Consider the following 20,754-nt stretch of genomic DNA (forward strand, 5'->3'; position numbering starts at 1 on the left):
ATTATTTTAATGCTCTTATAAATTTCTCGCAATCTTAAACTCTCACTATCACAATTATTCATTGTTAGGATAACTTGACATTTGTTGTATAACTTCATATAATGATAATTAACGAAAGAATTTGAGTTTCTATCAGCGCCCCTGGTGCTGACTAATTTCTTGGCGCACGCTCATCAGAATTTTACCCAAATGATTTTGACCGGTTCGGTCGCAGCCACACCCCCAGTAGTAATCTGTTGGCGAATCCTCTACAATTACTCGATCCCCTGTGGCAAGAAGAATCGCTTGAATGTCTGTATGAGTGAGAAACTTAGTTAAAACTGCTTCGCGCATAATGGGAATTTTCACGGCTTCCCAATCAGCGCGAATCCGGTGGTTGGGATCGCGACCTAATTTAGCGGCTTCTTGAGGAGTTGCTACGGCTTGAATCGCCGCCACTAATCTTTGATCGGTGCTGACAAATTTTTGGGCTTGATAGTAATGTTCCACCGTCAACCAATATTGACCGTGCAGAGAAATGTCGTGTAGTGAAAAATTAGAAAAGCAGCCATAAGGCTCCTCTACTTTATAAAAATAAATTATCATTGGATTTTAGATTTTAGATTTTAGATTTTAGATTTTAAAGTTTACAGGATTTACGCAAAATCCAACGATCTAGGGTGCTTGGGGGCGCACATTACCGCTATTGGGAATGAGGAATTGAGAATAAGGAATTGGGATTTAAGAAGATTCTCTCTTCTTTCTTCCCTCAAAATCCATGCGTTAAATCCGTTGCCGAACTTCCTTCGTTATAAAACGGCATCAGCTTTTTAAGAGCGCGGTTAGCGATATCGGCATAACGCGGTTCGCAACACAAAATTTTGCTCATCAACTGAGTAGTCATCGGCAATTTGACGCCCGCTCTGCCAGCAGCTCCTGTAAACTGATAGAATGCTCTAGCCAAGCGACTCGCCCAAATCAGATGAGTGTTCCATTCTTGGGCGATCGATTGAGTGTACGGCTGCTTAGCGTCGTCGGCACCTCCAAGACTCGATCGCTCGCCTCAGCAGCCTTAAATCCGCTAACAATGGCAGGACGAATTCCTTCACCGGATAACTGGTAATGGGTGATTGGTCAATGGGGCAGGAGGAATTGGTAAGTTAATGAGTGTTAAATCTTGAGTTTTTAACTCACAACTCACAAATCATTCAGCGTCTGCTCGTTGTTCGCGGCCGTATCTCGGCAATCTCAAAACTCTTCCTATTCCCCATGCCCAATTTTCCATTGCCTAAACAGTTGTGATATCTTTCTCTTTGGCTGCCAGAACTTCTTCTATTTTGGCAACGTACTTGTCCGTCAGCTTTTGAATTTTATCTTGCAAGTCGCGGGATTCATCTTTAGAGATATCGCTGCTTTTTTCCTGCTTGCGAATCGAGTCAACGGCATCGCGGCGGATATTGCGAATTGCTACTTTACCTTCTTCAGCAAACTTCCCGGCCATTTTGACAAATTCTTGGCGTCTGTCGCTCGTCAGCGGCGGAATGTTCAAGCGAATAACTGAACCGTCGTTGTTGGGAACGAGTCCTACATCGGACAGGGAAATTGCTTTTTCGATCGAGGTAAGCGCTGTGCGATCGAACGGTTGAATGGTGATCGTAGTCGCATCCGGCGTGCCGATGTTTGCAAGGGATTTGATCGGAGTTGGAGAGCCGTAGTAGTCTACCATGACTCGATCCAGGAGGGAGGCGTTGGCCCGTCCCGTCCGAATAGTATTAAAAGACCGTTGAGTAGCCTCAACTGCCTTTTGCATATGATCTTCTGCTTCAGCTAACTTCACAAAAACCTCCGACAAGAGTTCCAATAGATTCTCCCATTACAGCTCGGTAGATGTTGCCCGACACCGAGAGGTCAAATACCATAATAGGAATATTATTTTCTTTGCAAAGGGCGATCGCCGTACTGTCCATCACCCGCAAATCTTGATTCAAGACGTGGGCATAGGTGAGGGTTTGATACCTGCGCGCGTTGGGGTTGAGGTGGGGGTCGGAATCGTACACCCCATCTACCTTAGTAGCTTTAAAAATCACCTCTGCATCAATTTCAGCCGCCCGCAAAGCGGCTGTAGTATCAGTAGTAAAAAAAGGGTTGCCAGAACCGGCACCAAAAATCACTACTCGTTTTTTTTCTAGGTGGCGAATTGCCCGCCGCCGGATGTAGGGTTCAGCTACTTCTTGCATGGCGATCGCCGATTGCACCCTCGTTGGCACTCCTGCTTGTTCCAGGGCATCCTGCAAAGTGATAGCATTCATCACCGTAGCAATCATGCCCACATAATCAGCCGTTGCCCGATCCATCCCTGCCGAAGCAGCTTTCACCCCGCGAAAAATGTTGCCGCCACCGACAACAATCGCGATTTGAATGCCTTGGGACACGACTTTGGCCACTTCCTGGGCGATCGACCCAACGACTACCGGATCGATGCCGTAGCCCAAGCTGCCCATCAGCGCTTCACCGCTGAGCTTCAGCAAAACTCGCTGATATACCATCCCCATGCCGCCACTATTTTTTTACTCTTTTTGCCTCCACCATAAGATAGCAGCACGGGTGCATTTTGAACATCAATTACCCGGAACAGGCATCCTGCTTGTGGTGGCAGAGAATTTGTTTGTTGCGTGAATGCTAGGTGAACAGGCTTTTGGGCCTGTTCCACAACCGGATTTATTTTTTCTCAGTGAATGCTAGGTGAACAGGCTTTTGGGCCTGTTCCACAACCGGATTTATTTTTGTGGGGAGTAGGGGTTGGACACGCGATCCCCTAAAAGAATCAATCCTTGGGGACGAAATTAAGAGCAGCAGAATTCATGCAGTAACGCTGACCGGTAGGTTTGGGCCCGTCGTTAAATACGTGACCGAGATGAGCGTCGCAAACAGCGCACAGTACCTCTGTTCGGCGCATGAACAAGCTGTTATCCGACTCGCACTTGACATTTTCTTCGCTAACTGGAGCGTAGAAACTCGGCCAACCGGTACCGGAATCGTACTTTGTTTCTGATTTAAATAGCTCTGTGCCGCAGCAAATACACTTATAAATTCCGGTTTTTTTGTTGTCGTGATATTCGCCGCTAAAAGCTCTTTCCGTTCCTTTTTTGCGGGTGACTTTAAACTGTTCTGGCGTGAGTTGTTGTTGCCATTCAGCGTCTGTTTTTTTAACTTTTTCAGTCATGATTTGATGTTTGGTTAAGATGTATTTAGCTGTTGACGGTTAAGTGTTAACTGTTGAGTCTTGGCGGTTAACGGTATATTGCTAGTTAACTCAGGCTTCCATTAATATTAACCTAATTGGCTCTAAATGAACATACCAGGGAAAAGGATTGTCCTTAATAGCCCTCCACTTTTCCTTGAAAACTTCGGCTTGCAAGTGATAATCTTGGGAATCATTGGGAGGCGAGTGTAATTTGAGATATAATGTCACCCGGTGCGGAGTTTCCACAGTCGAGGCGATCCAACAAGCAAAAGTATTTTCGCGATCGCACCCGCTAACAAAACTCAGTTGATGAGCCCGAATTCCCACAAAAACTAGAGATTTGGGAATGGGTTCGACTACAGTCAGAGTACAGCCCCAGTCGATCGCCTCCACGACAGTTACGGAGATATGTTTAGCGGCACAGAAGTTTTTACAGCCCGTCAACTGGGCGACGGTGAAGTTGCCAGGGCGATCGAAAATGTTCTCTTTGGTATCAAAGGCGATCGGCTTTCCCTCGGCCAATACCAACAGATTTTTGCACACCCGGTAAATTTCCTCTAAATTGTGGCTGACAAACAAAGTAATGCCCCGATAATTAGCCAGAGTCTGCATTAACTCCCGTTCCAGTTGACTCCGCAAATGAGTGTCCAAAGCAGAAAACGGTTCGTCTAACAGCAGCAATTCTGGAGAAGGGGCGATCGCCCTTGCCAAAGCCACCCGCTGCTGTTGTCCCCCCGAAAGTTCGTGCGGGTAGCGGTTTTCCAGTCCCGACATTTGCACCGAAATTAGCTGTTCTTTTACCCGAAGTTTTTGCTCGCTTTCAGATAAATGCTGCAAACCAAACGCAATATTTTGAGCAACAGTCAGGTGAGGAAATAAAGCATAGTTTTGAAACAAAAAACCGATACGACGGTCTTTAGAAGGTACATTAATACCCTGTGCTGAGTCAAATAAAACCCTGCCGTTGACGGCAATTTTACCGCTGCTGGGAGTTTCCAAACCGGCGATGCAGCGCAGAGTCATGCTTTTGCCGGAACCCGACGCGCCCAAAATTCCCAGCACTTCCGAGCCGATATCGAAGCCGACATCCAAGGCAAAGCTGGACAAAGGTTTAAAAATGCCTAAACAAAGTCCGCTTTCCGCTTGTTTTGTTTGGGACTTGGTGGTAAAAATAGACGCGAATTTAGGAATATTTGATTGCAGTCTGTAGCTCGAATTCTGTTGAGGCGATATTTTTTGTAAATCAGTCCAAAAATTAACAGCAGTTAGCACGCTTAGAGAAATACTCAGAATAATCAAAACCCAAATAGCAGCTTGCCTCATATCCCCAGCTTCCACAGCAAAATAAATTGCCATCGGAATAGTTTGAGTTTGTCCGGGAATATTCCCCGCTAACATCAACGTCGCGCCGAATTCACCCAAAGCGCGAGCAAATGCGAGAATAGTTCCTGCTAAAATTCCCGGCCATGCTAGCGGCAACATAATCCGCCAAAAAACTTGCCACTCCGATGCTCCCAAAGTGCGGGCTGCATTGAGAAGATTGGCATCAATTTGCTCAAAAGCTCCCAAAGCAGTTTTGTACATGAGGGGAAATGATACAACTGTGGCAGTAATCGCGGCGGCTTGCCAAGTGAAAATTATAGTTAAGTCGAATTGTAGCAAAAATTGCCCGATCGCCCCATTTCTCCCAAACAGCAGCAGCAGCAAAAATCCGACTACTGTCGGCGGCAAAACTAAGGGAGAAATGAAAATCCCTTCAATTAAAGCTTTACCTCGGATGCGAGTTGAAAGCATCCACCGGGCGGCGGCTATTCCCAGAAAGAAGGTAAAGAAAGTTGCGATGGCTGATGATTTCAGAGATATCCATAATGGAGAAAAATCAAATTCCATAAATCGTAGGGACGGGTTTCACTAACAATAATTGTTTCAAACAAATAACTTGCTAAACCGCCCCCACCCAAAGATAAATCAAAATGTATAATTTTGGGATTCGCTCGTAGGGGCGGGTTTTACCAACAATATCGGGCTAATACCAATAATCTCGCAAACCCGCCCCCACCCAAAGGCAAATCGAAATGTACCTCTTTGAATACACAAGGTTATCTGTTGTGTGAGGGCGGGTTTATATAGATTGTTGGCGGGAATTAGATATTGTTGGTAAAACCCGCCCCTACAGAATTTGGTTGTATGAGACTAATTAACTAGCTATGCCAAATCCGTATTTCTGAAATACTATTTTAGCTCGATCGCCCCCCAAAAAGTCAACAAACCCTTTGGCAGCAGCCGGATTGCGGCTGTTTCTGATAACTGCCAGCGGATAAACAATGGGCGAATGCAAATTTTCCGCAGCCGTTAGCCGCACAGTTACTTTGTCGGAGGCTGTGGCGTCAGTCGCATAAACTATACCAGCATCAACGTTACCGCTTTCGACAAATGTCAGCACTTGGCGGACGTTATTTCCTAGCACTAATTTTGGCTGTATTTGCCGCCACAATCCAAGTTTATTTAGCATTTCCTGAGCGTATTGTCCCACAGGTACGCTTTTCGGTTCGCCGATCGCAATTTTCTTGATTCTGGCATCTGTCAACTGTTTGAAATCGCTCAAAGCAACACCGTTTTTGGGAGTAATCAAAACCAGGCGATTTGTCAGCAAATTGCGGCGCGTGTCGTTAATTAGCAGGTTAGATTGCTGCAAAGCATCCATTGGGTTGGTGGCGGCGCTGAAAAATACATCTATCGGTGCTCCCTGCTGAATTTGCTGTTCTAGAGCACCGGAAGCACCAAAATTATAAGTAATAGTAAAATTCGGATTACTGCTTTGATAAACAGTTTTGATTTCCCCTAAAGCTTTCGAGAGACTGATAGCAGCGGATACGTTTAAGGAGGTGCGCTGCAACGTATCGACTGAGGAAAAGTTCTTAAATAAGTTCCAACTAATCAGCAGTGCTAGCAGGAAGGCGACTGCGAAAATTAAGTTGGGAATACGTCTACTTTTTAAGTTCACAGACAATTGTTTTGAATCTTTTTACTCCTTACCAGGCTCTGCCTAGTAAAGCAGATTCGGAGGCTGTATCTCCAATTTTCATCCAGTCTTTGACGAGGCAGAGCCTCTGGAGATAGGTTCCCAGGCACAGCCAGGGAACCAGTTAATAATTAGTGCGGGAACGTTAATTTTAAATCTGCCTACGATCGCCATTTGACGGAACAGCCTATTGCCTCTGTAGTTGAAGGCTCAACGGGTTGACTGTTGAGCAATTGGTCGATCGCACTCCGCAGATAAGAAACCTGCACCGCCGCCGGATCGTCAGCGTTGTCGTCAATTAAACCTTTATAGCGCAGTTTGCCGTCTTGGTCTAACAAAAAAACCTCCGGGGTTTTAGAAGCCCCAAAACTTTCAGCCACATCTTGAGCAACATCTCGGATATACGGGAAGTTGAGTTGATTGTTGGTGGCAAAAATTTTCATATTCTCAAAACTGTCGTCGGGATACTGGTTTGCATCATTAGCATTAATCCCGATTAAAGTAACATCTCGATCTTGAAAATCTGCTTGAAGTTCTTTCATGCGATTGAGATACAACTGCACGTAAGGGCAATGATTGCACATAAATATCACCGCGATCGCCCGAAATTTTTCTAAATATCGAGCTAAATGGTGAACTTCGTCGTCAACTCCCGGCAGTTCAAAATCGGGAGCGTAGCCGTTAATGGGAGTACCCGTTGTATCCATTAGTAAACTCATGTTTTCAGGAGGTGAAGAGGAGTATTTGCCAGCATGAAAGATGAAACTGTCAGCACGAATAAAATTGGCTGTTGTTTGGCTTTAGCTTAATTCTAGCCTTGCCAACAGCCTATTGTGATTCGTGCTTCGCGATTTATTCCTCGTCTGGCTTTAGCCAACCTTGAGCCAGAGCTTGGTATCCAATAAGTTTGTATGCTAATTTGGCGGCGGTAAATTCTGAGACGACAGAATCTACAATAGGTGCTAATTCCATAATGTCACACCCGATTACTTCGTAGGACTCGAAGACGCGGCGCAAAAATGCGGTGAGGGAATACCAATTTAACCCGCCCGGTTCGGGTGTTCCCACCCCTGGAATTAAAGTCGGATCGATGCCGTCTAAGTCGATCGTCAAAAATACTCGCTTAGTTGTTATGCTGGCAATTGCGCGATCGGCCCAATCCGGTTGAGTAGCAATTTCTCTGGCTCGAATCACGTTTAGCTGTTTGGCTTTAATCAAGTCGGCTTCTTCCTTGCAGATAGCGCGAATCCCGATTTGCAGTGTCGGTAAGCCCATATCGACAACACGTCGCATCACGCAGGCGTGGTTGTGAATCGAGCCTTCGTATTCGTGTCGCAAGTCGCCGTGGGCGTCAATTTGCACGACTGTGAAAGGTTCATCCGGGTATGCTTGGCGATAACCTTCGACAACGCCGGCAGTGATGCTGTGTTCGCCTCCGAGGGAGATGACAAATTTATTTTCGGTAACTAGCTGGTAGACTGCTGCTTGGGTTACTTGCAGCATTTCTGAGGATGAAACTGGTTGTCTGTTGCGGGTATCGGCGATCGGCTCTTTTGTATAAATTCCGACATCGTAGCAAACTTCGGCATCCAATTCTTCGTCGTAGCACTCGAGTTGATGAGAAGCTTCTAGAAGTTTGGCGGGCCCGTTTTCGCACCCCCGGCGGTAAGTGGTGGTAGCTTCGTAGGGAATTGGTAAGATTACTACTTTGGCGGTGTCGTAGTCGGGTACAATTTCAGACCCCAGAAATGGTACGACTGCTGTGGAAACGATCGTTGGCATAAGGGAAATTTTAATACAGCAAAGAAGTCAGCAGGTTTAATCGTGACATACTATCGGCTCTAACTGCAAAGTAGTCATTAGTCATTAGTCATTAGTCATTAGTCATTAGTCAGCAGTCAGCAGCTAACAATGCCCCATGCCCTATGCCCCATGCCCAATCTAAAATCTAAAATCTAAAATCTAAAATCGCATGACATCTTCTACTCCCGCTTCGTCAACACTTATTTCGCCTCAAACTTGGCTGTGGAAAGGCTTTCCGATTTGCTACCAGGCTGCGGGTTCCCAGGGGCCTGCGGTGGTGTTTGTCCACGGTTTTGGTGCGTCTTGGGGCCACTGGCGCAAGAATTTGCCGGCGCTGGCTGCTGATTGCCGCTGTTATGCGATCGACCTCATCGGTTTTGGCGGTTCTGCTAAACCCGCGCCCAAGCTTGAGATTGACTATACTTTTGAAACTTGGGGTCAGCTAATTGCTGATTTTTGTCGGGAAGTTGCGGGCGGGCCGGCTTTTTTGGTGGGAAATTCGATCGGCTGTGTGGCAATTATGCAAGCGGCTGTTGATTTTCCCGATATTGCTTCTGGCGTAATTTTACTCAATTGTTCCCTACGCTTGCTGCACGATCGCAAACGCGCCGAAATGCCTTGGTATCGCAGTTTTGGAGCGCCAATTGCACAAAAAGTTTTAAATGTCAAGTGGATAAGTCAATTATTTTTTAAACAATTAGCAACGCCAAAAACAGTAAAAAAAGTGCTTTTGCAAGCTTATCACCGTCCTGAAGCTGTCAGCGACGAACTGGTAAATATGCTGCTGGAACCTGCTAAAGACAGCGGCGCAGTTGAAGTATTTGTGGCCTTTATCAGTTATTCTCAAGGCCCGCTACCGGAGGATTTGTTGCCGCGTTTGAGCTGTCCGGCTTTGATTTTGTGGGGTACGGATGACCCTTGGGAGCCGATCGCCTTGGGGCGAGAATTGGCAAAGTTTCCGGCTGTTGAAAAGTTTATTCCTTTGGAGGGAGTGGGCCATTGTCCCCAGGATGAAGCGCCGGAATTGGTCAATCCTATTTTACTCGATTGGATTAAAGAGCGATCGAGATTTGCCGACAATCCTCCCCTTTAATCAACAAAGGAAGAGGCACTTTAGCTAAGCGATCGGGTTAACTTAGAATTGAGAGTTTTTAGGAGTTGAAGTGGGAGCTATATTTGCGCGATCGCGCCATAGCACCAACGGAATGCTTAACGTTCCTAAAATCATTACAACTCCAGTTAGAATCCAAACTAGCACACGATTTGGGCGATAATCACCTCGCTCAATTTGCCAGAATACTCGATTATAACGCCATGCTGCTAAGGCAATGACCGCAATCCCAAAAACGACCAGACTCAGCCCTAAAGTTTCGGAGTTGAAGAAGGGAGGGGAGGAAACTTCTTGCTGAGTCACTGTAGCTTGAAATTGACGGAGAAATAAACTGAACCGACTGATTGCAAACCCAAAACCAACTAAAGCCAGTGAAGTTCGTAACCATGCCAGAAAGGTGCGTTCATTTGCCTGATGTTCTCGCTGTCGGTCTATTTTATCACCCTTGTTCATCAACCCTACCTTGATAAAATATCTTAAGCTTTCCCTCGTTGATTATTGTTTCACTTGTGACTGCGGAGGGAAGTATCGGTATTGCGATCGTGATTCATCATCACCCAAAAATATACTATCAGTAAATAGACAAAAAAGCGATCGCCTCCATCTCTACCAACAGAAAATAAGAGGACACAGCAATGCTGTGTCCCTACAAATACCCCAGTTAAAATCCAGTTTAAAAAGACTTAGGCACACTGCCGGACTGAGCCTTTTTCTCCAACCAATCCTGACCCAATCTGATTGTGACATCCGAATTCAAAGAACCGGTACTCTCAACCAACACATCTCCAAAACCCAAAAACTGGCGAATCGCTTGAGCACCTTTAATATCGCCCTGTTGAGCTACTAGAGTAGTTACCTCCAGCGGTTCGGGCCAAGCTTTATAAACCTGAACATTCCGATAACCGGCTTGAGTCAAATTATTGACAAAATCTTCAACAGCCGATGGATCTCCGGTACTATCTTGAATCGCCACCTTCAGAAAAGTCGAATCAGCATTCTCAATTGTCCAAGTATTTTGGCCGAAGTCAAAATGTTCCGCCACCATAGTTTCGATGGCATATTGGTCGGGCAACCAAAAACTTGCTTTGTAGTCCTTAGAATCGCTAAATTTGCCGGGAACCATCAACATCTGCACGCCAGCGCGATCGGTTTGAGTAGCAAAACCAGCCAAAGCTACCAATTCTTCTATACTCAAATTCGTGTCAAGGTGAGACTGAATCACCGATAAAATCTTCGGTAGTCGAGACAGCAAACCTACATTTACTTCCTGTTCCACAAAAGCCCGCATCAACAATTGTTGGCGCTGCACCCGCCCGATGTCGCCCAAATCGTCGTGCCGATAAAGCAAATATTGCACGATTTGTTCGCCGTTGAGTTTCTGCTTGCCAGCCTTTAAATCTATATATAAATGCTGACTGTGATCGGTATACTTCATGTCTTTAGGGACATTAATAGTAATGCCACCCAGGGCATCGACCAAACTTTTGATGCCGTGAATGTTAACTGTGACATAGCGGTCAATTCCCACACCGCCCAGGAGTCCGCTAACTGACTTCGCTGACGAAGCCGGGCCACCGTGGTAATTAGCTTCGTTGATTTTCACCTCGCCCCTGCCTTCAACATAGGTGCGGGTGTCTCGCGGAATGGAAAGCACGCTTAACTTTTTATTTTGAGGGTCAAACCTCACCAACAGCATGGTATCGGTTAAGCCCTTAAATGAGTTTTCCCAAACCTCGTGTCCGACATCTTTGTTGACACTTCCTTCGATGTCAGAGGTCAGAACTTTAAGCCCTAAAACTAAAATATTAACTGGCCGAGTCAGCTCCGGCATCTTCATGTTGAGCTTTGCCATGTCGCCTTGAGAAAATACGGCTGCTTCTTCAGGGCTCAACTTTTGTTGCTGAAGCGGCGTTGTCGAAAGGGAGACGGCTAGCAACGCTCCGGCTGTGGCTGAGAGCATGGCTACTCCAGCCAAACCAAAACCAAAACCCAGCCAACGGCCTCGATGGGGCTGGTTCGATTTTTTGGTTGCAGGTTGAGCAGTTGATTGTTGGATAGGGTCTTGATTAGGAATTTTTTGAGCTGGCACTGGCTTCCTCACACACAACAAAAATAAAAAAGATAATGGCAATATGTAGTATCAAGCTGAAGACGCACTCAATCAATAGGGTAGGGGCTTAAAAAAACCCTAAATTATGATAAATGTTTGCCTACTACTTGCTCGGCTAAGCGACTAATTCCAGGCAACCATAGCGGTTGACGCTTCCAGAGGCGAACCATCAGTCCCAGAGCAACGATGAAATAGCTGGTTGTTAGCAGGCTACTCATTAATAACATGGGAAGTGTCTGAGATTCCGCAGAAATCGCTCCAGCTTCTAAAAGAATATGTCCTAAGAGCCAACTAAAAGCAAGGGCAATTGCCAAGCGGCTGATGGCTTTGCGTTCGGGACTACCCTGACGGCGGTAAAGAGTCCACAGGGCTGGGAAAAAGCCGATGACTGGGATCATTAATACAAACAGACTGGCACGATCGAGTTCAGGATTTTCTAAGGGATCTGTATTTTTCATAAAAAAACTCGGTAAGTGGGAAACTCAGCGACTTCAGTCCTGAGAGGAAAACGACTCGGCGATTTCAATCGCCTTGAATCTTTCCCCTGTCGGGTTGGAGGGGTATGGTTGCCCCTCCGATGAGGTATGGTTGCCTCAGTCTCCCTTGCGGGGTAATGTTCGTGCAGACCTGGTTATAAAGGCTTGTTAGACCTGCGACACTGTTTCAGTGACTTTAAAACTGTTTAATCGCAGGTGACAGAGCGGAAAACTGGCGTCGCATTCGCCGGTGTCGTGACCTAAATAACGTCTCCTCTTGCGAGGGGTCTGGTCAGCATAGCTTGCTCGATTTCTCCTACAAGCTCAGTGGCTTTAGCCCTGAGTTACTGACAATTCGGTACTCAAAATTTGCAGAAGGTGAGATTTTGCACACAAGTTATTTGTTAGAGGGAAAATTTATATCCTAAACCAAAATTCCGAGAGCAGGGCTGGGGATATCGCCAAAATTGTCTGTCACAGGCCAAATTTTTCTGCCCTCCCAATCTCGCGACCGATCGTTGGCAACTTTTCGACCCGGAGACCCGTATTTTGATAAACTGGATACAGCACAGCAGTCAGGAGAACAGACTTAGCCATGACCCAATCCCAAAAACCCATCGTTATTGCTCCATCCATATTATCAGCCGATTTTAGCCGTCTTGGAGAAGAGATTCAGGCTGTCGATCGAGCTGGGGCTGACTGGATTCACGTAGATGTGATGGACGGTCGCTTTGTTCCTAATATTACTATCGGGCCGCTGATTGTTGAGGCAATTCGCCCTGTTACTACCAAGGTGATCGATGTCCACTTGATGATTGTGGAGCCGGAGAAGTACGTCGAGGACTTCGCTAAGGCTGGTGCTGACATTATTTCGGTGCACGCGGAACACAATGCTTCCCCTCACTTGCACCGCACCCTCGGCCAAATTCGGGAATTGGGCAAAATGGCTGGTGTGGTTCTGAATCCTTCGACGCCGCTGGATTTGATCGAGTACGTGCTGGAACTTTGCGACTTGGTGCTGATTATGAGCGTCAATCCGGGCTTTGGCGGTCAAAGTTTTATCCCGGCTGTTTTGCCGAAAATTCGCCAGTTGCGTAAAATGTGCGACGACAAGGGCCTCGATCCTTGGATTGAGGTAGATGGCGGTTTGAAGGGGAACAATACTTGGCAGGTTCTGGAAGCGGGCGCAAATGCGATCGTTGCTGGTTCTGCTGTGTTTAAGGCGAATGATTATGCAGGGGCGATCGAGGGTATCCGCCACAGCAAGCGCCCGACTCCTGAGTTGGCTGCGGTTTAATCAAAGATTTTTCGAGTTTTTGTGGTTTTTCTCGTTCCCAGCCAAAGCAGGCTGGGAACGCATTTTTATACTCGGTTTCCAAGAGTCAGGAATTACTTATTTCGAGATAGAGGCGAGAATGCTTTCCATCTCAGAAAGCTCGATCGCCCCGGAGAAAGTTTTGCCGTTCATAATAAAAAACGGAGTGCCTTCAATGCCTAGTTGTTGAGCGAGTTGCACGTCTTTGGCAATGGCGGCTTCGGCGGCGGGGCTGTTGCGATCGGTGTTGAATTTATCTAATTTTAGATTGAGCTTTTGGGCGATCGATGGGTACAATGGCTCGCCTAAATCTTTCTGCCCTTCAAACAAAGCGCTGTAATATTCCCAGAATTTGCCCTGCTGCCCCGCCGCCCAAGCTGCTTTAGCTGCCGGTAGCGCTTGAGGGTGAATAGAAGTCAAGGGAAAATGCTTGTAAGCTAAAGTAACTTTGTCCTGGTGTTTTGCCATAAACTGCTTGACAGTATCGTGAGCGCGCGCGCAAAACGGACATTGAAAGTCAGAGAATTCTAAAAGTACAATCTGCTGCGAAGCTGAACCCGTGGTGGGAGAATCCCCGATCGCCGATTTGGGATTAGTTTTCATCTCCTGCAAAAATGATTCCTGCGCTGCTTTGAGAGACTGCTGCTGCTGTTGCTGGTAAGCTTGTACCGACTCTAAAATTGCTTGCGGATTTTCGCGGATCACCTGCAAGACTTGCTCTTTCAACTTGGGATCGACTGAATTGCCAGCCGTTGACTGTGCGGGGGAACAACCGATAAATACCAGGCAACCTGCCAGGAGTACAGCCAAGCAGAAGGCTTGCTGGCTGCGGAGTTTTCGCCAAATAGTGGATATGTTCATCTTTTTTTTCGGATTCACGACAACACTTAATCCTACATTTAATTTTGCGGAGTGTCAGGTATACCGCTGTTGACTGCGGTGCAGTTATTTTTATCTGTAACCAATATTTATTCAGTGGCAATCGGTAATTGGTAGTTGGTAATTTGCAAGGGGTGTTAATCATCCGAACACTGACTAAGCTAATAATTAAGATTTAAATCATTGGAATTTATTATAATATAATTTCGCCTAAAACGACCCAATAAAAAAGGTTTGTAGTGAGGACTTTAGTCCCGATCAGATTATGAGGACTAAGGATCGCGAATTAAATAACTTACAATTTTAATTGCTATTGTGGGATGGGCGTCCCGCCCGTCCTTAAAAGACGGGCTTTCAGGCCCATCCCACTTTCAAGAGGGGAAGTTATTTAATTCTCATTCCTAAAGTCTTAACTACAAACGCGATCGCGGTTATTTTACAGGACTAGATATAAAATATAAAAGGACGATCGCCCAGGCGATCGTCCTTTTATTTGCGGCACGTATTATCAGTTTTTAGGCTTGTCTGAATCCAAGATTATTTGCGGTTGTTGAGCCATTTAGCAGCAACTATTCCCAAAATACCTGCAACAACTGGATTTCCCAAAAACTTCATCAAACTTGGCTGTTCGGCCAGCACTTCTTGGAAAATATCCGGGTGATTGTGATAGGTGAACGAGGCCAACTTGGTAACATCGTCAGCAGTCATGCGGCTGGCGTGGTGGGTAGAAAGTCCTAGCTGCTTTTCCAATTTGCGATCGTCCAATCCTCTCTTGCCCAAATGCTTGAAGAATTCCCGCGCTACATCGTCGCGTTCGTTTGGCTTAATTTGGGCGATCGCCTTTTGCAATTCCGGTTCCAACTGAGCCGGCGGGAGCGAGTCGTGATTCAGGGAACGCCCGAATAATTGTTTGCGCTGAGCCGGCGAAGTTCTCTGAGCAAAATCGTCAAAGTTTTCGTAATCTTCACCCGTTGTCTCCGGCATCATTTCTCGATCGCCCTGGGCTAAATCGTTCATGATTTGACGCTTGTAATTATCGCTGCTACTCATGGTAACTCTCTTCCAATCTACACAACATTTCAGTTTTAAATTGAGATGGCTTCGCCCTCAAAAAACTGCGGAATATTAAACCGCCTCGCGGCTATCATTTAAGCTTGCTAACTCGGTCAAGACTTGTATTCAATCTGATTTGATTGCTGGTCGTACTTAGCAGTCAAAATCAGTTTTTTGTCAGGAGCGTAAACCAAAACACTTACATCTTGATTTGGGAAATTGCGGTGAAAACCTTGTGCTAAAGATTTGGCTAAATCTTTCACTTCTGTAGGGCGGACCTGCGGGGTAATTACAACTCCCAACTTGTTATTGTCGCGGACGTAAGCATCCTGAACCAAGCCCTGAGCCGTCTTTGTTACCCATTGACCAAAATCTTGACCTGCGGCGGTATTGCCGCGTTCTAGCTGAGCGTAATAACCTTGAGTGCCACCAATAGCTACAGGTACATCACTCGGTTTTTGGGTTGAAACGCTGGGCGCGCACGCAGTCGTAATAGCCAGCATTAATACCAAGAGTACGCCCGCAATTATTTTGCGACTCTGCTGCAATAAACTCACCTTTTTTCCTCCCTTCTGAAAACAACTTGAAGACTTGAAAGGGTGAGGTTGCTCGACCCTCTCAATTAGTATTAGGCTCAGTCTAGTTTCTTTTTGATCTCATCTTTGACATCTTCGATCGCGTGACCCGCTTCAGCTTTTGCCTGCTTGGCTTTGCCTTCTGCTTTATCCTTCGGATCGCCAGTAATATTACCTAGGGCTTCTTGAGCTTTGCCTGCGATGTTGTCGCCAGTTGCCTTTGCTCTATCTTCAACGCTCATGGGTTTCTCCCTATCTGTATTGAATTTGACATTTTTTACTTAAACTCATCATAGGTAACTATGAGCTGCGTTGCACTCTACCTCTAGGAAGAAAAAATGAATAACAAATGGAATAGGGAATAGGGAATAGGGAATGTGGAAAAATTATTTTAAAATTTTAGACGGACTGCCACTTTCATACTTGCCGGATTTTTTTTACCGCTTCTACTGGCTGCAATTAAGTATTTATTTTTGTAAAAAAATGCTGGAGGGTCGCCCGTGCGTCCAAGAGTATTTTTTTAAACCCAAAATAATTTAGAATTTTAAAATTATCTTTAATTCTGCCTTAAAAAGGCGGGTGTCGGCAAGACTGTATCTTACCCACACCCGAAAAAAATCCGTATTAGTAGTTTTAATCTACCTTGTGATGACATTCTTCATCTATTTTGTGCTGAAGTTCTTCTTTAAACTGTTCGACAGCGTGCATAGTTTGAGCATCTTCTTTTTTTTGCTTGCCGAGGGCTTTTTCTGTTTCCTCGCCGAGCAATATTTCCCTGGATTTTGGTAGCGTGACTTGATTTTCGATGGTGGTGTGGGTCGCGTTTTCTTGACTATTCATTAGTTTTTCCCCTATTGTTTGCAAAATTTATTTTTAACAAGGGTACTTAGAAGTTAACCTTATATTTATAATAAGGGAAATCACGACGGCTTCCCTCTGTCTGAAGGGAGATAGGGGCTGGTGAAGAGTTTTGAGTTTTATAGTTAAGATAAATTACGGAAAATTGCATTAGCTCGAAAGGAGATTGGGGAAGGGGAATAGTGCGTGAGATTGGTTGGTGAGTCGCAAGGCGCGGGCAGTGAATGAGTTGGGGAAAGGGGAGGAGGGGGGAGAATTGTTCTGCGGCGCGCGCGATGGCATTAAGTGTCGAATGTTGTTGTATGAGGCTCTTTGGACATCGGTAAAAGATGAAGAGAGAAATGGGAGGCTGTTTAGTCCAGACTTAAGTCTATGCTGAGAGTTTGACCGTTAAAATCAACAGGGTGCAGCAATTTCCACGTTTGGTGGCGATCGGGTTAAATAATCTGCTAAACAAGATTTAGCGTCAAGGCTAACTTCGTGCAGGATCGAACTAAAATTTCTGTTATTAGTAAAAATTATCTAAAACCCTATGGGAGCAAGGAGCAGTAACCCCCTCGCAGCAGCCGGCCCGACTCGTGAGCCGATCAAAATAGGCGTTTTGCATTCGCTGACGGGCACGATGTCCATCAGCGAAATTTCTGTTAAAGATGCGACGCTGTTGGCTGTTGAGGAAATTAATGCGGCGGGAGGGGTGCTGGGACGCCCCTTGGAAGCGGTTATAGAAGATGGAGCGAGCGATTTGCAAACTTTTGCTCAAAAAGCTAAGCAATTGCTCCTAGAAGCGCAGGTGGTGGTGGTATTTGGCTGTTGGACTTCGGCGAGCCGCAAAGCTGTACTGCCGGTTTTCGAGCAGGGTCAAGGGTTGCTGTTCTATCCGGTGCAGTATGAAGGGCTAGAACAGTGTCCGAATATTTTCTACACTGGTGCTGCCCCGAACCAACAGATTGTGCCTGGGGTGAATTACTTGCTGGCACAGGGAAAGCGGAAAATTTTCCTGTTGGGTTCGGATTATATCTTTCCCCGCACGGCAAACCGGATTGTGAAAGCTCAACTGGCGGCACTGGGGGGAGAGTTGGCGGGGGAAGTGTATCTGCCGCTGGGTTCGAGGGAAGTGGGCGAGGCGATCGCACATATCTTAGCAGTGAAACCGGATGCGATTCTCAACACTCTCAACGGAGACAGCAATGTGGCTTTTTTCCAAAAGTTGCGGGAAGCTGGCGTGAAACCCGATGATTTGCCGGTGATGTCGGTTAGCGTAGCAGAAGAGGAAGTGCGGTCGATCGGGCCGTCCAATATTGCCGGACATTTGGTGGTTTGGAACTATTTTCAAACGGTGGATACACCGGAAAACCGTAAATTTGTCAAGGCTTATAAAGCCCGATACGGGGAAAATCGAGTCACGGATGACCCGATCGAAGCGGCTTATTTGGGTGTTTACCTGTGGAAGCAAGCAGTAGAAAAAGCTGGTTCCACAGATGTGGTTAAAGTCAGGGCGGCTGCTAAAAATATTGAGTTGGCAGCGCCTTCGGGGAAGGTAAAAATAGATGCCAAAACTCAGCATATCTGGAAAACAGTGCGGATTGGCCAGGTGAGGGTGGACGGTCAAATTGAGGAGATTTGGAATTCCGGGGCATCGGTTCGGCCAGATCCTTTTCTCAAGGGCTATCCTTGGGCGGCTGCACTGGCTACGAGGGGGATTTCTCTGGGAACTCGGGCGTCTTTGAGCGGGCTGTTTGTCATCTTGGTACTGATAACTTGGATGGCGGTGGGAGTCGGGTGGATGGGTTCTGTGGAGATGAAGAACTATTTGCTGACAATGGACGCTGCATCAGCTCCTGCGGGGGTTTCTGAGGCAGCAATGGCGGTGCTGGTGCAGCAAACTCTGTTTGTGGCGAGCCGCACTCAGCACTGGCTGATGGGGGCTTTGGCTTTGAGTTTGATCGCGGGGATAGGCGGTTTTGTGTCGGTGTCAGCAATTATTCGGAATCTCGGCTTGCTGCGGGAAACTGCCGAACAGATGGCTAGCGGTGATTTGACGGCTCGATCGCCGGTGGTTTCTAATGACGCGATCGGGGTGCTATCTTCTACTCTCAATACAATGGCTCAGCAAATTAGCAGTTTGCTCAACGGTTTGGAGGTGCGGCAGCAGCAGCTAGAGGAACGATCGGAGGAATTGGAAGTCGCTAAGAATGCTGCGGAAGCTGCCAACCGGGCGAAAAGCACTTTTTTGGCAAATATGACTCACGAGTTGCGGACGCCTTTGAATGCGATTATCGGCTACAGCGAGCTGCTGCAAGAAGAGGCTCTGGAACTCGGCGAAGAAGAGTTTGTGATGGATTTGGCAAGCATTAATATGGCAGGCAAGCAGTTGCTCTACATTATTAGTGACATCTTGGATATTTCTAAAATTGAAGCAGGAAAGATGACTCTTTTCTTGGAGACTTTTGAGGTGTGGGATTTGATCGAGCAGGTTGTCACTACTGTTCAACCGACGCTAGGGAAAAATGGCAATACTTTGATCGTCAATTGCGATCGCAATATTGGCACGATCTACTCGGATTCGTCGAAGCTGCGGCAAGCGCTGTTGAATTTGGTGAGCAATGCTGCTAAGTTTACCGATCGAGGCAAAATTACGATTAATGTTTGGAAGGAAGAAGGGGAGGTTTTGCCGATCGGCAATTCCGAAGAACTCTCGGCCGATCCTTCTCGGTGTCAACAGCCTTCGATCGTGTTTCAAGTCACCGATAGCGGCATCGGCATGACTGAGGATCAGGTGTCGAGGCTGTTCGGAGCTTTTACCCAAGCGGACGATTCTACTACCCGCAGGTATGGTGGCACCGGTTTGGGGCTGACAATTAGCCGGAAGTTTTGCCAGATGATGGGCGGAGACATTACCGTTGAGAGCGAGTTTGGCTGCGGTTCTAGTTTTACGATCCGGTTGCCGATTGCGGTTAAAAACCCAAAAGAAGCGCAGGACGATCGAGAAATTGAAGAAATGCAGCCGAAGTATGGCGAGGAGTTGGAAACGAGTGTAGCGGCGACTGAAGCGAAGCAAAAAGAAGTGCGATCGCAACCGCTGGATCTGCCCGATGCTGCTACTGTGCTGGTGATTGACGACGATCCAGACGCGCGGGATTTGATGACTCGCTGCTTGTCGAAACAGGGCTTTCGGGTGCGATCGTCGGCTAGCGGTGAAGGGGGGCTGCTGTTGGCGAAGGAGTTGCTCCCCGACGCGATTATTCTGGACGTGATGATGCCGAGTATGGACGGCTGGGCGGTTCTGTCTGCGCTGAAAGCCGATGGAGATTTGGTTGATATTCCAGTGATTATGATAACTTTTTTGGACGATCAAAATCAGGGTTGGGAATTGGGAGCGGCGGAATATGTGAGGAAGCCTGTGGATTACAAGCGCTTTGCTGCTTTATTGAGTAAATATCAGGGTATCGGGAAGTAGTTAGTTGACTGTTGACTGTAATTATTACAGTTCTGGACGCCACAATTTGTTAGATCCGCTATTGATAAGGGTAAGGTGCGTCGCCCGGAAAAATCTGCAAGTTTCATTTCTCATCTGAGGGCGACGCACCCTACAGATTAGCATTTCACTTCAAGAGAAAACCGCTATACATCCCTCTCAATTACCAATTACCAGACCTACCTCATTAAACCCAGAAGTGCTATGGTTATTGCTTATTAGTAGCAGGTAACAAATAAGAAATAACAACAGTCAACTGACAACGGTCAACTAACAACTAACAACTGACTAATTAATCTAAAAATCCCATTAAGGTCGAGCTATCGTCAATTTCGTTTGAGGCAATAGGGCGGTTTCCTCCCATTGTGGAGTAAACTTCATCAATGTGCAGAGTGCTGATGGCAACAGGGCGGGCACCGGACATACTGAACATTTCGCTGACTTGCATGGCGCTGGAACCGATCGGGCGATTGCCGAGTGTAGCAACCACTTCAAAGTCGCTGGATTCGATCGGGCGATTGCCTACAATGCCGTAGGTTTCGCTGATCTGCAGGGTGCTAGTGCCGATCGGGCGGTTCCCCGAAATCGAGACTGTCTCGCTGATGGTAAAATCGTCTGGGCCGACGGGGCGGTTGTCATGCAGGACTTGCGGTCGATAAAGTTGAATTCCTGTTGCTTTGGCATCTGCAGGTGGTGTCGGTTGGCTTTTGGAACTGCCTTTGCCGCGGCGGGCGATCGCATTGCCTTTATTTTTGGGGGTGAGACTCATAATTATTTTCCTCGCTTATTGCTGTTGATTGCTGGGTTCGGACAACTGCTTTTCTTGGCTTTCTGCTTTCTATTTGGGCCGATGA

Annotated in this window: 23 protein-coding genes; 4 read left to right on the forward strand and 19 right to left on the reverse strand. The window is 46.7% G+C overall.

The window, feature by feature from the left end; translation table 11 throughout:
* Positions 1–132: 132 nt before the first annotated feature.
* Both QUA50_RS17000 and QUA50_RS17005 read right to left on the reverse strand, forming a co-directional pair.
* The gene (locus QUA50_RS17000) at positions 133–585 is read right to left on the reverse strand and encodes an NADAR family protein (RefSeq protein WP_333056541.1); all 453 of its coding nucleotides are present in this window, start codon (positions 583–585) and stop codon (positions 133–135) included.
* 163 nt (positions 586–748) lie between these two features.
* Positions 749–943 (reverse strand): hypothetical protein, encoded by a 195-nt coding sequence (locus tag QUA50_RS17005; protein ID WP_333265232.1) that lies wholly within the window; start codon positions 941–943, stop codon positions 749–751.
* A gap of 18 nt (positions 944–961) precedes the next feature.
* Here QUA50_RS17005 and QUA50_RS17010 point away from each other — a divergent pair, with 18 nt between their 5' ends.
* The gene (locus tag QUA50_RS17010; RefSeq protein ID WP_333265231.1) at positions 962–1,102 is read left to right on the forward strand and encodes a hypothetical protein; all 141 of its coding nucleotides are present in this window, start codon (positions 962–964) and stop codon (positions 1,100–1,102) included.
* A gap of 165 nt (positions 1,103–1,267) precedes the next feature.
* Here QUA50_RS17010 and frr read toward each other — a convergent pair whose 3' ends face one another.
* The 8 genes from frr to speB form a co-directional block, all read right to left on the reverse strand.
* The gene (frr, locus tag QUA50_RS17015) at positions 1,268–1,816 is read right to left on the reverse strand and encodes a ribosome recycling factor (protein WP_333265230.1); all 549 of its coding nucleotides are present in this window, start codon (positions 1,814–1,816) and stop codon (positions 1,268–1,270) included.
* Positions 1,803–2,531 carry a UMP kinase gene (pyrH, locus tag QUA50_RS17020; protein WP_333155549.1) on the reverse strand — a complete coding sequence of 243 codons (729 nt, stop codon included), beginning with the start codon at positions 2,529–2,531 and terminating at the stop codon, positions 1,803–1,805. Before pyrH ends, frr begins: the two co-directional genes overlap by 14 nt.
* Entirely contained in the window at positions 2,501–2,689 is a 189-nt protein-coding gene (locus tag QUA50_RS17025; protein ID WP_333265229.1) for a hypothetical protein, read from the reverse strand. The genes pyrH and QUA50_RS17025 overlap by 31 nt, the downstream gene beginning before the upstream one ends.
* A 114-nt stretch (positions 2,690–2,803) precedes the next feature.
* The gene (gene msrB, locus QUA50_RS17030; RefSeq protein WP_333265228.1) at positions 2,804–3,202 is read right to left on the reverse strand and encodes a peptide-methionine (R)-S-oxide reductase MsrB; all 399 of its coding nucleotides are present in this window, start codon (positions 3,200–3,202) and stop codon (positions 2,804–2,806) included.
* A gap of 90 nt (positions 3,203–3,292) precedes the next feature.
* Positions 3,293–5,113 (reverse strand): molybdate ABC transporter permease subunit, encoded by a 1,821-nt coding sequence (gene modB, locus QUA50_RS17035; RefSeq protein WP_333265227.1) that lies wholly within the window; start codon positions 5,111–5,113, stop codon positions 3,293–3,295.
* A 307-nt stretch (positions 5,114–5,420) separates the two neighbouring features.
* Complete coding sequence (modA, locus tag QUA50_RS17040; protein ID WP_333265226.1) at positions 5,421–6,227, reverse strand: molybdate ABC transporter substrate-binding protein; 807 nt, start codon at positions 6,225–6,227, stop codon at positions 5,421–5,423.
* 179 nt (positions 6,228–6,406) lie between these two features.
* Complete coding sequence (locus QUA50_RS17045) at positions 6,407–6,964, reverse strand: thioredoxin family protein (RefSeq protein WP_333056533.1); 558 nt, start codon at positions 6,962–6,964, stop codon at positions 6,407–6,409.
* 133 nt (positions 6,965–7,097) lie between these two features.
* Positions 7,098–8,027, reverse strand: a complete 930-nt coding sequence (gene speB, locus QUA50_RS17050; protein WP_333056532.1) for an agmatinase — start codon at positions 8,025–8,027, stop codon at positions 7,098–7,100.
* Between the two features lie 190 nt (positions 8,028–8,217).
* On the opposite strand from speB, the gene QUA50_RS17055 reads away from it, so the two are divergent.
* Entirely contained in the window at positions 8,218–9,141 is a 924-nt protein-coding gene (locus QUA50_RS17055; protein ID WP_333056531.1) for an alpha/beta fold hydrolase, read from the forward strand.
* A gap of 42 nt (positions 9,142–9,183) precedes the next feature.
* Here the strand turns inward: QUA50_RS17055 and QUA50_RS17060 are convergent, their stop codons facing one another.
* From QUA50_RS17060 to QUA50_RS17070, 3 genes are all read right to left on the reverse strand, one after another.
* On the reverse strand, positions 9,184–9,612 hold the full coding sequence (locus tag QUA50_RS17060) for a DUF202 domain-containing protein (protein WP_333209163.1): 429 nt from the start codon (positions 9,610–9,612) through the stop codon (positions 9,184–9,186).
* A gap of 220 nt (positions 9,613–9,832) precedes the next feature.
* On the reverse strand, positions 9,833–11,248 hold the full coding sequence (locus QUA50_RS17065; RefSeq protein ID WP_333265225.1) for an LCP family protein: 1,416 nt from the start codon (positions 11,246–11,248) through the stop codon (positions 9,833–9,835).
* Positions 11,249–11,352: 104 nt separating this feature from the next.
* Positions 11,353–11,727 carry a hypothetical protein gene (locus QUA50_RS17070; protein WP_333056528.1) on the reverse strand — a complete coding sequence of 125 codons (375 nt, stop codon included), beginning with the start codon at positions 11,725–11,727 and terminating at the stop codon, positions 11,353–11,355.
* Between the two features lie 613 nt (positions 11,728–12,340).
* On the opposite strand from QUA50_RS17070, the gene rpe reads away from it, so the two are divergent.
* Positions 12,341–13,042, forward strand: a complete 702-nt coding sequence (gene rpe, locus QUA50_RS17075; RefSeq protein ID WP_333265224.1) for a ribulose-phosphate 3-epimerase — start codon at positions 12,341–12,343, stop codon at positions 13,040–13,042.
* 96 nt (positions 13,043–13,138) lie between these two features.
* On the opposite strand, the gene QUA50_RS17080 is transcribed toward rpe, so the two are convergent.
* The 5 genes from QUA50_RS17080 to QUA50_RS17100 all read right to left on the reverse strand — a co-directional run bounded on the left by QUA50_RS17080 (position 13,139) and on the right by QUA50_RS17100 (position 16,407).
* A complete protein-coding gene (locus tag QUA50_RS17080) occupies positions 13,139–13,921 on the reverse strand; it encodes a DsbA family protein (protein WP_333265223.1) in 783 nt (260 codons plus the stop codon).
* Positions 13,922–14,476: 555 nt separating this feature from the next.
* On the reverse strand, positions 14,477–14,989 hold the full coding sequence (locus QUA50_RS17085) for a hypothetical protein (protein ID WP_333265222.1): 513 nt from the start codon (positions 14,987–14,989) through the stop codon (positions 14,477–14,479).
* 116 nt (positions 14,990–15,105) lie between these two features.
* On the reverse strand, positions 15,106–15,549 hold the full coding sequence (locus QUA50_RS17090) for a hypothetical protein (RefSeq protein WP_333265221.1): 444 nt from the start codon (positions 15,547–15,549) through the stop codon (positions 15,106–15,108).
* Between the two features lie 77 nt (positions 15,550–15,626).
* Positions 15,627–15,809 carry a CsbD family protein gene (locus QUA50_RS17095; protein WP_333265220.1) on the reverse strand — a complete coding sequence of 61 codons (183 nt, stop codon included), beginning with the start codon at positions 15,807–15,809 and terminating at the stop codon, positions 15,627–15,629.
* Between the two features lie 391 nt (positions 15,810–16,200).
* Positions 16,201–16,407 (reverse strand): hypothetical protein, encoded by a 207-nt coding sequence (locus QUA50_RS17100; RefSeq protein WP_333265219.1) that lies wholly within the window; start codon positions 16,405–16,407, stop codon positions 16,201–16,203.
* 550 nt (positions 16,408–16,957) lie between these two features.
* Between QUA50_RS17100 and urtA the strand changes: the two genes are divergently transcribed.
* A complete protein-coding gene (gene urtA / locus QUA50_RS17105) occupies positions 16,958–19,882 on the forward strand; it encodes an urea ABC transporter substrate-binding protein (protein ID WP_333265218.1) in 2,925 nt (974 codons plus the stop codon).
* Between the two features lie 310 nt (positions 19,883–20,192).
* Here urtA and QUA50_RS17110 read toward each other — a convergent pair whose 3' ends face one another.
* Positions 20,193–20,669, reverse strand: a complete 477-nt coding sequence (locus QUA50_RS17110; RefSeq protein WP_333265217.1) for a hypothetical protein — start codon at positions 20,667–20,669, stop codon at positions 20,193–20,195.
* Positions 20,670–20,754: the final 85 nt, after the last annotated feature.

It is taken from the genome of Microcoleus sp. M2_D5, assembly GCF_036701935.1.
Lineage (GTDB): Bacteria > Cyanobacteriota > Cyanobacteriia > Cyanobacteriales > Microcoleaceae > Microcoleus.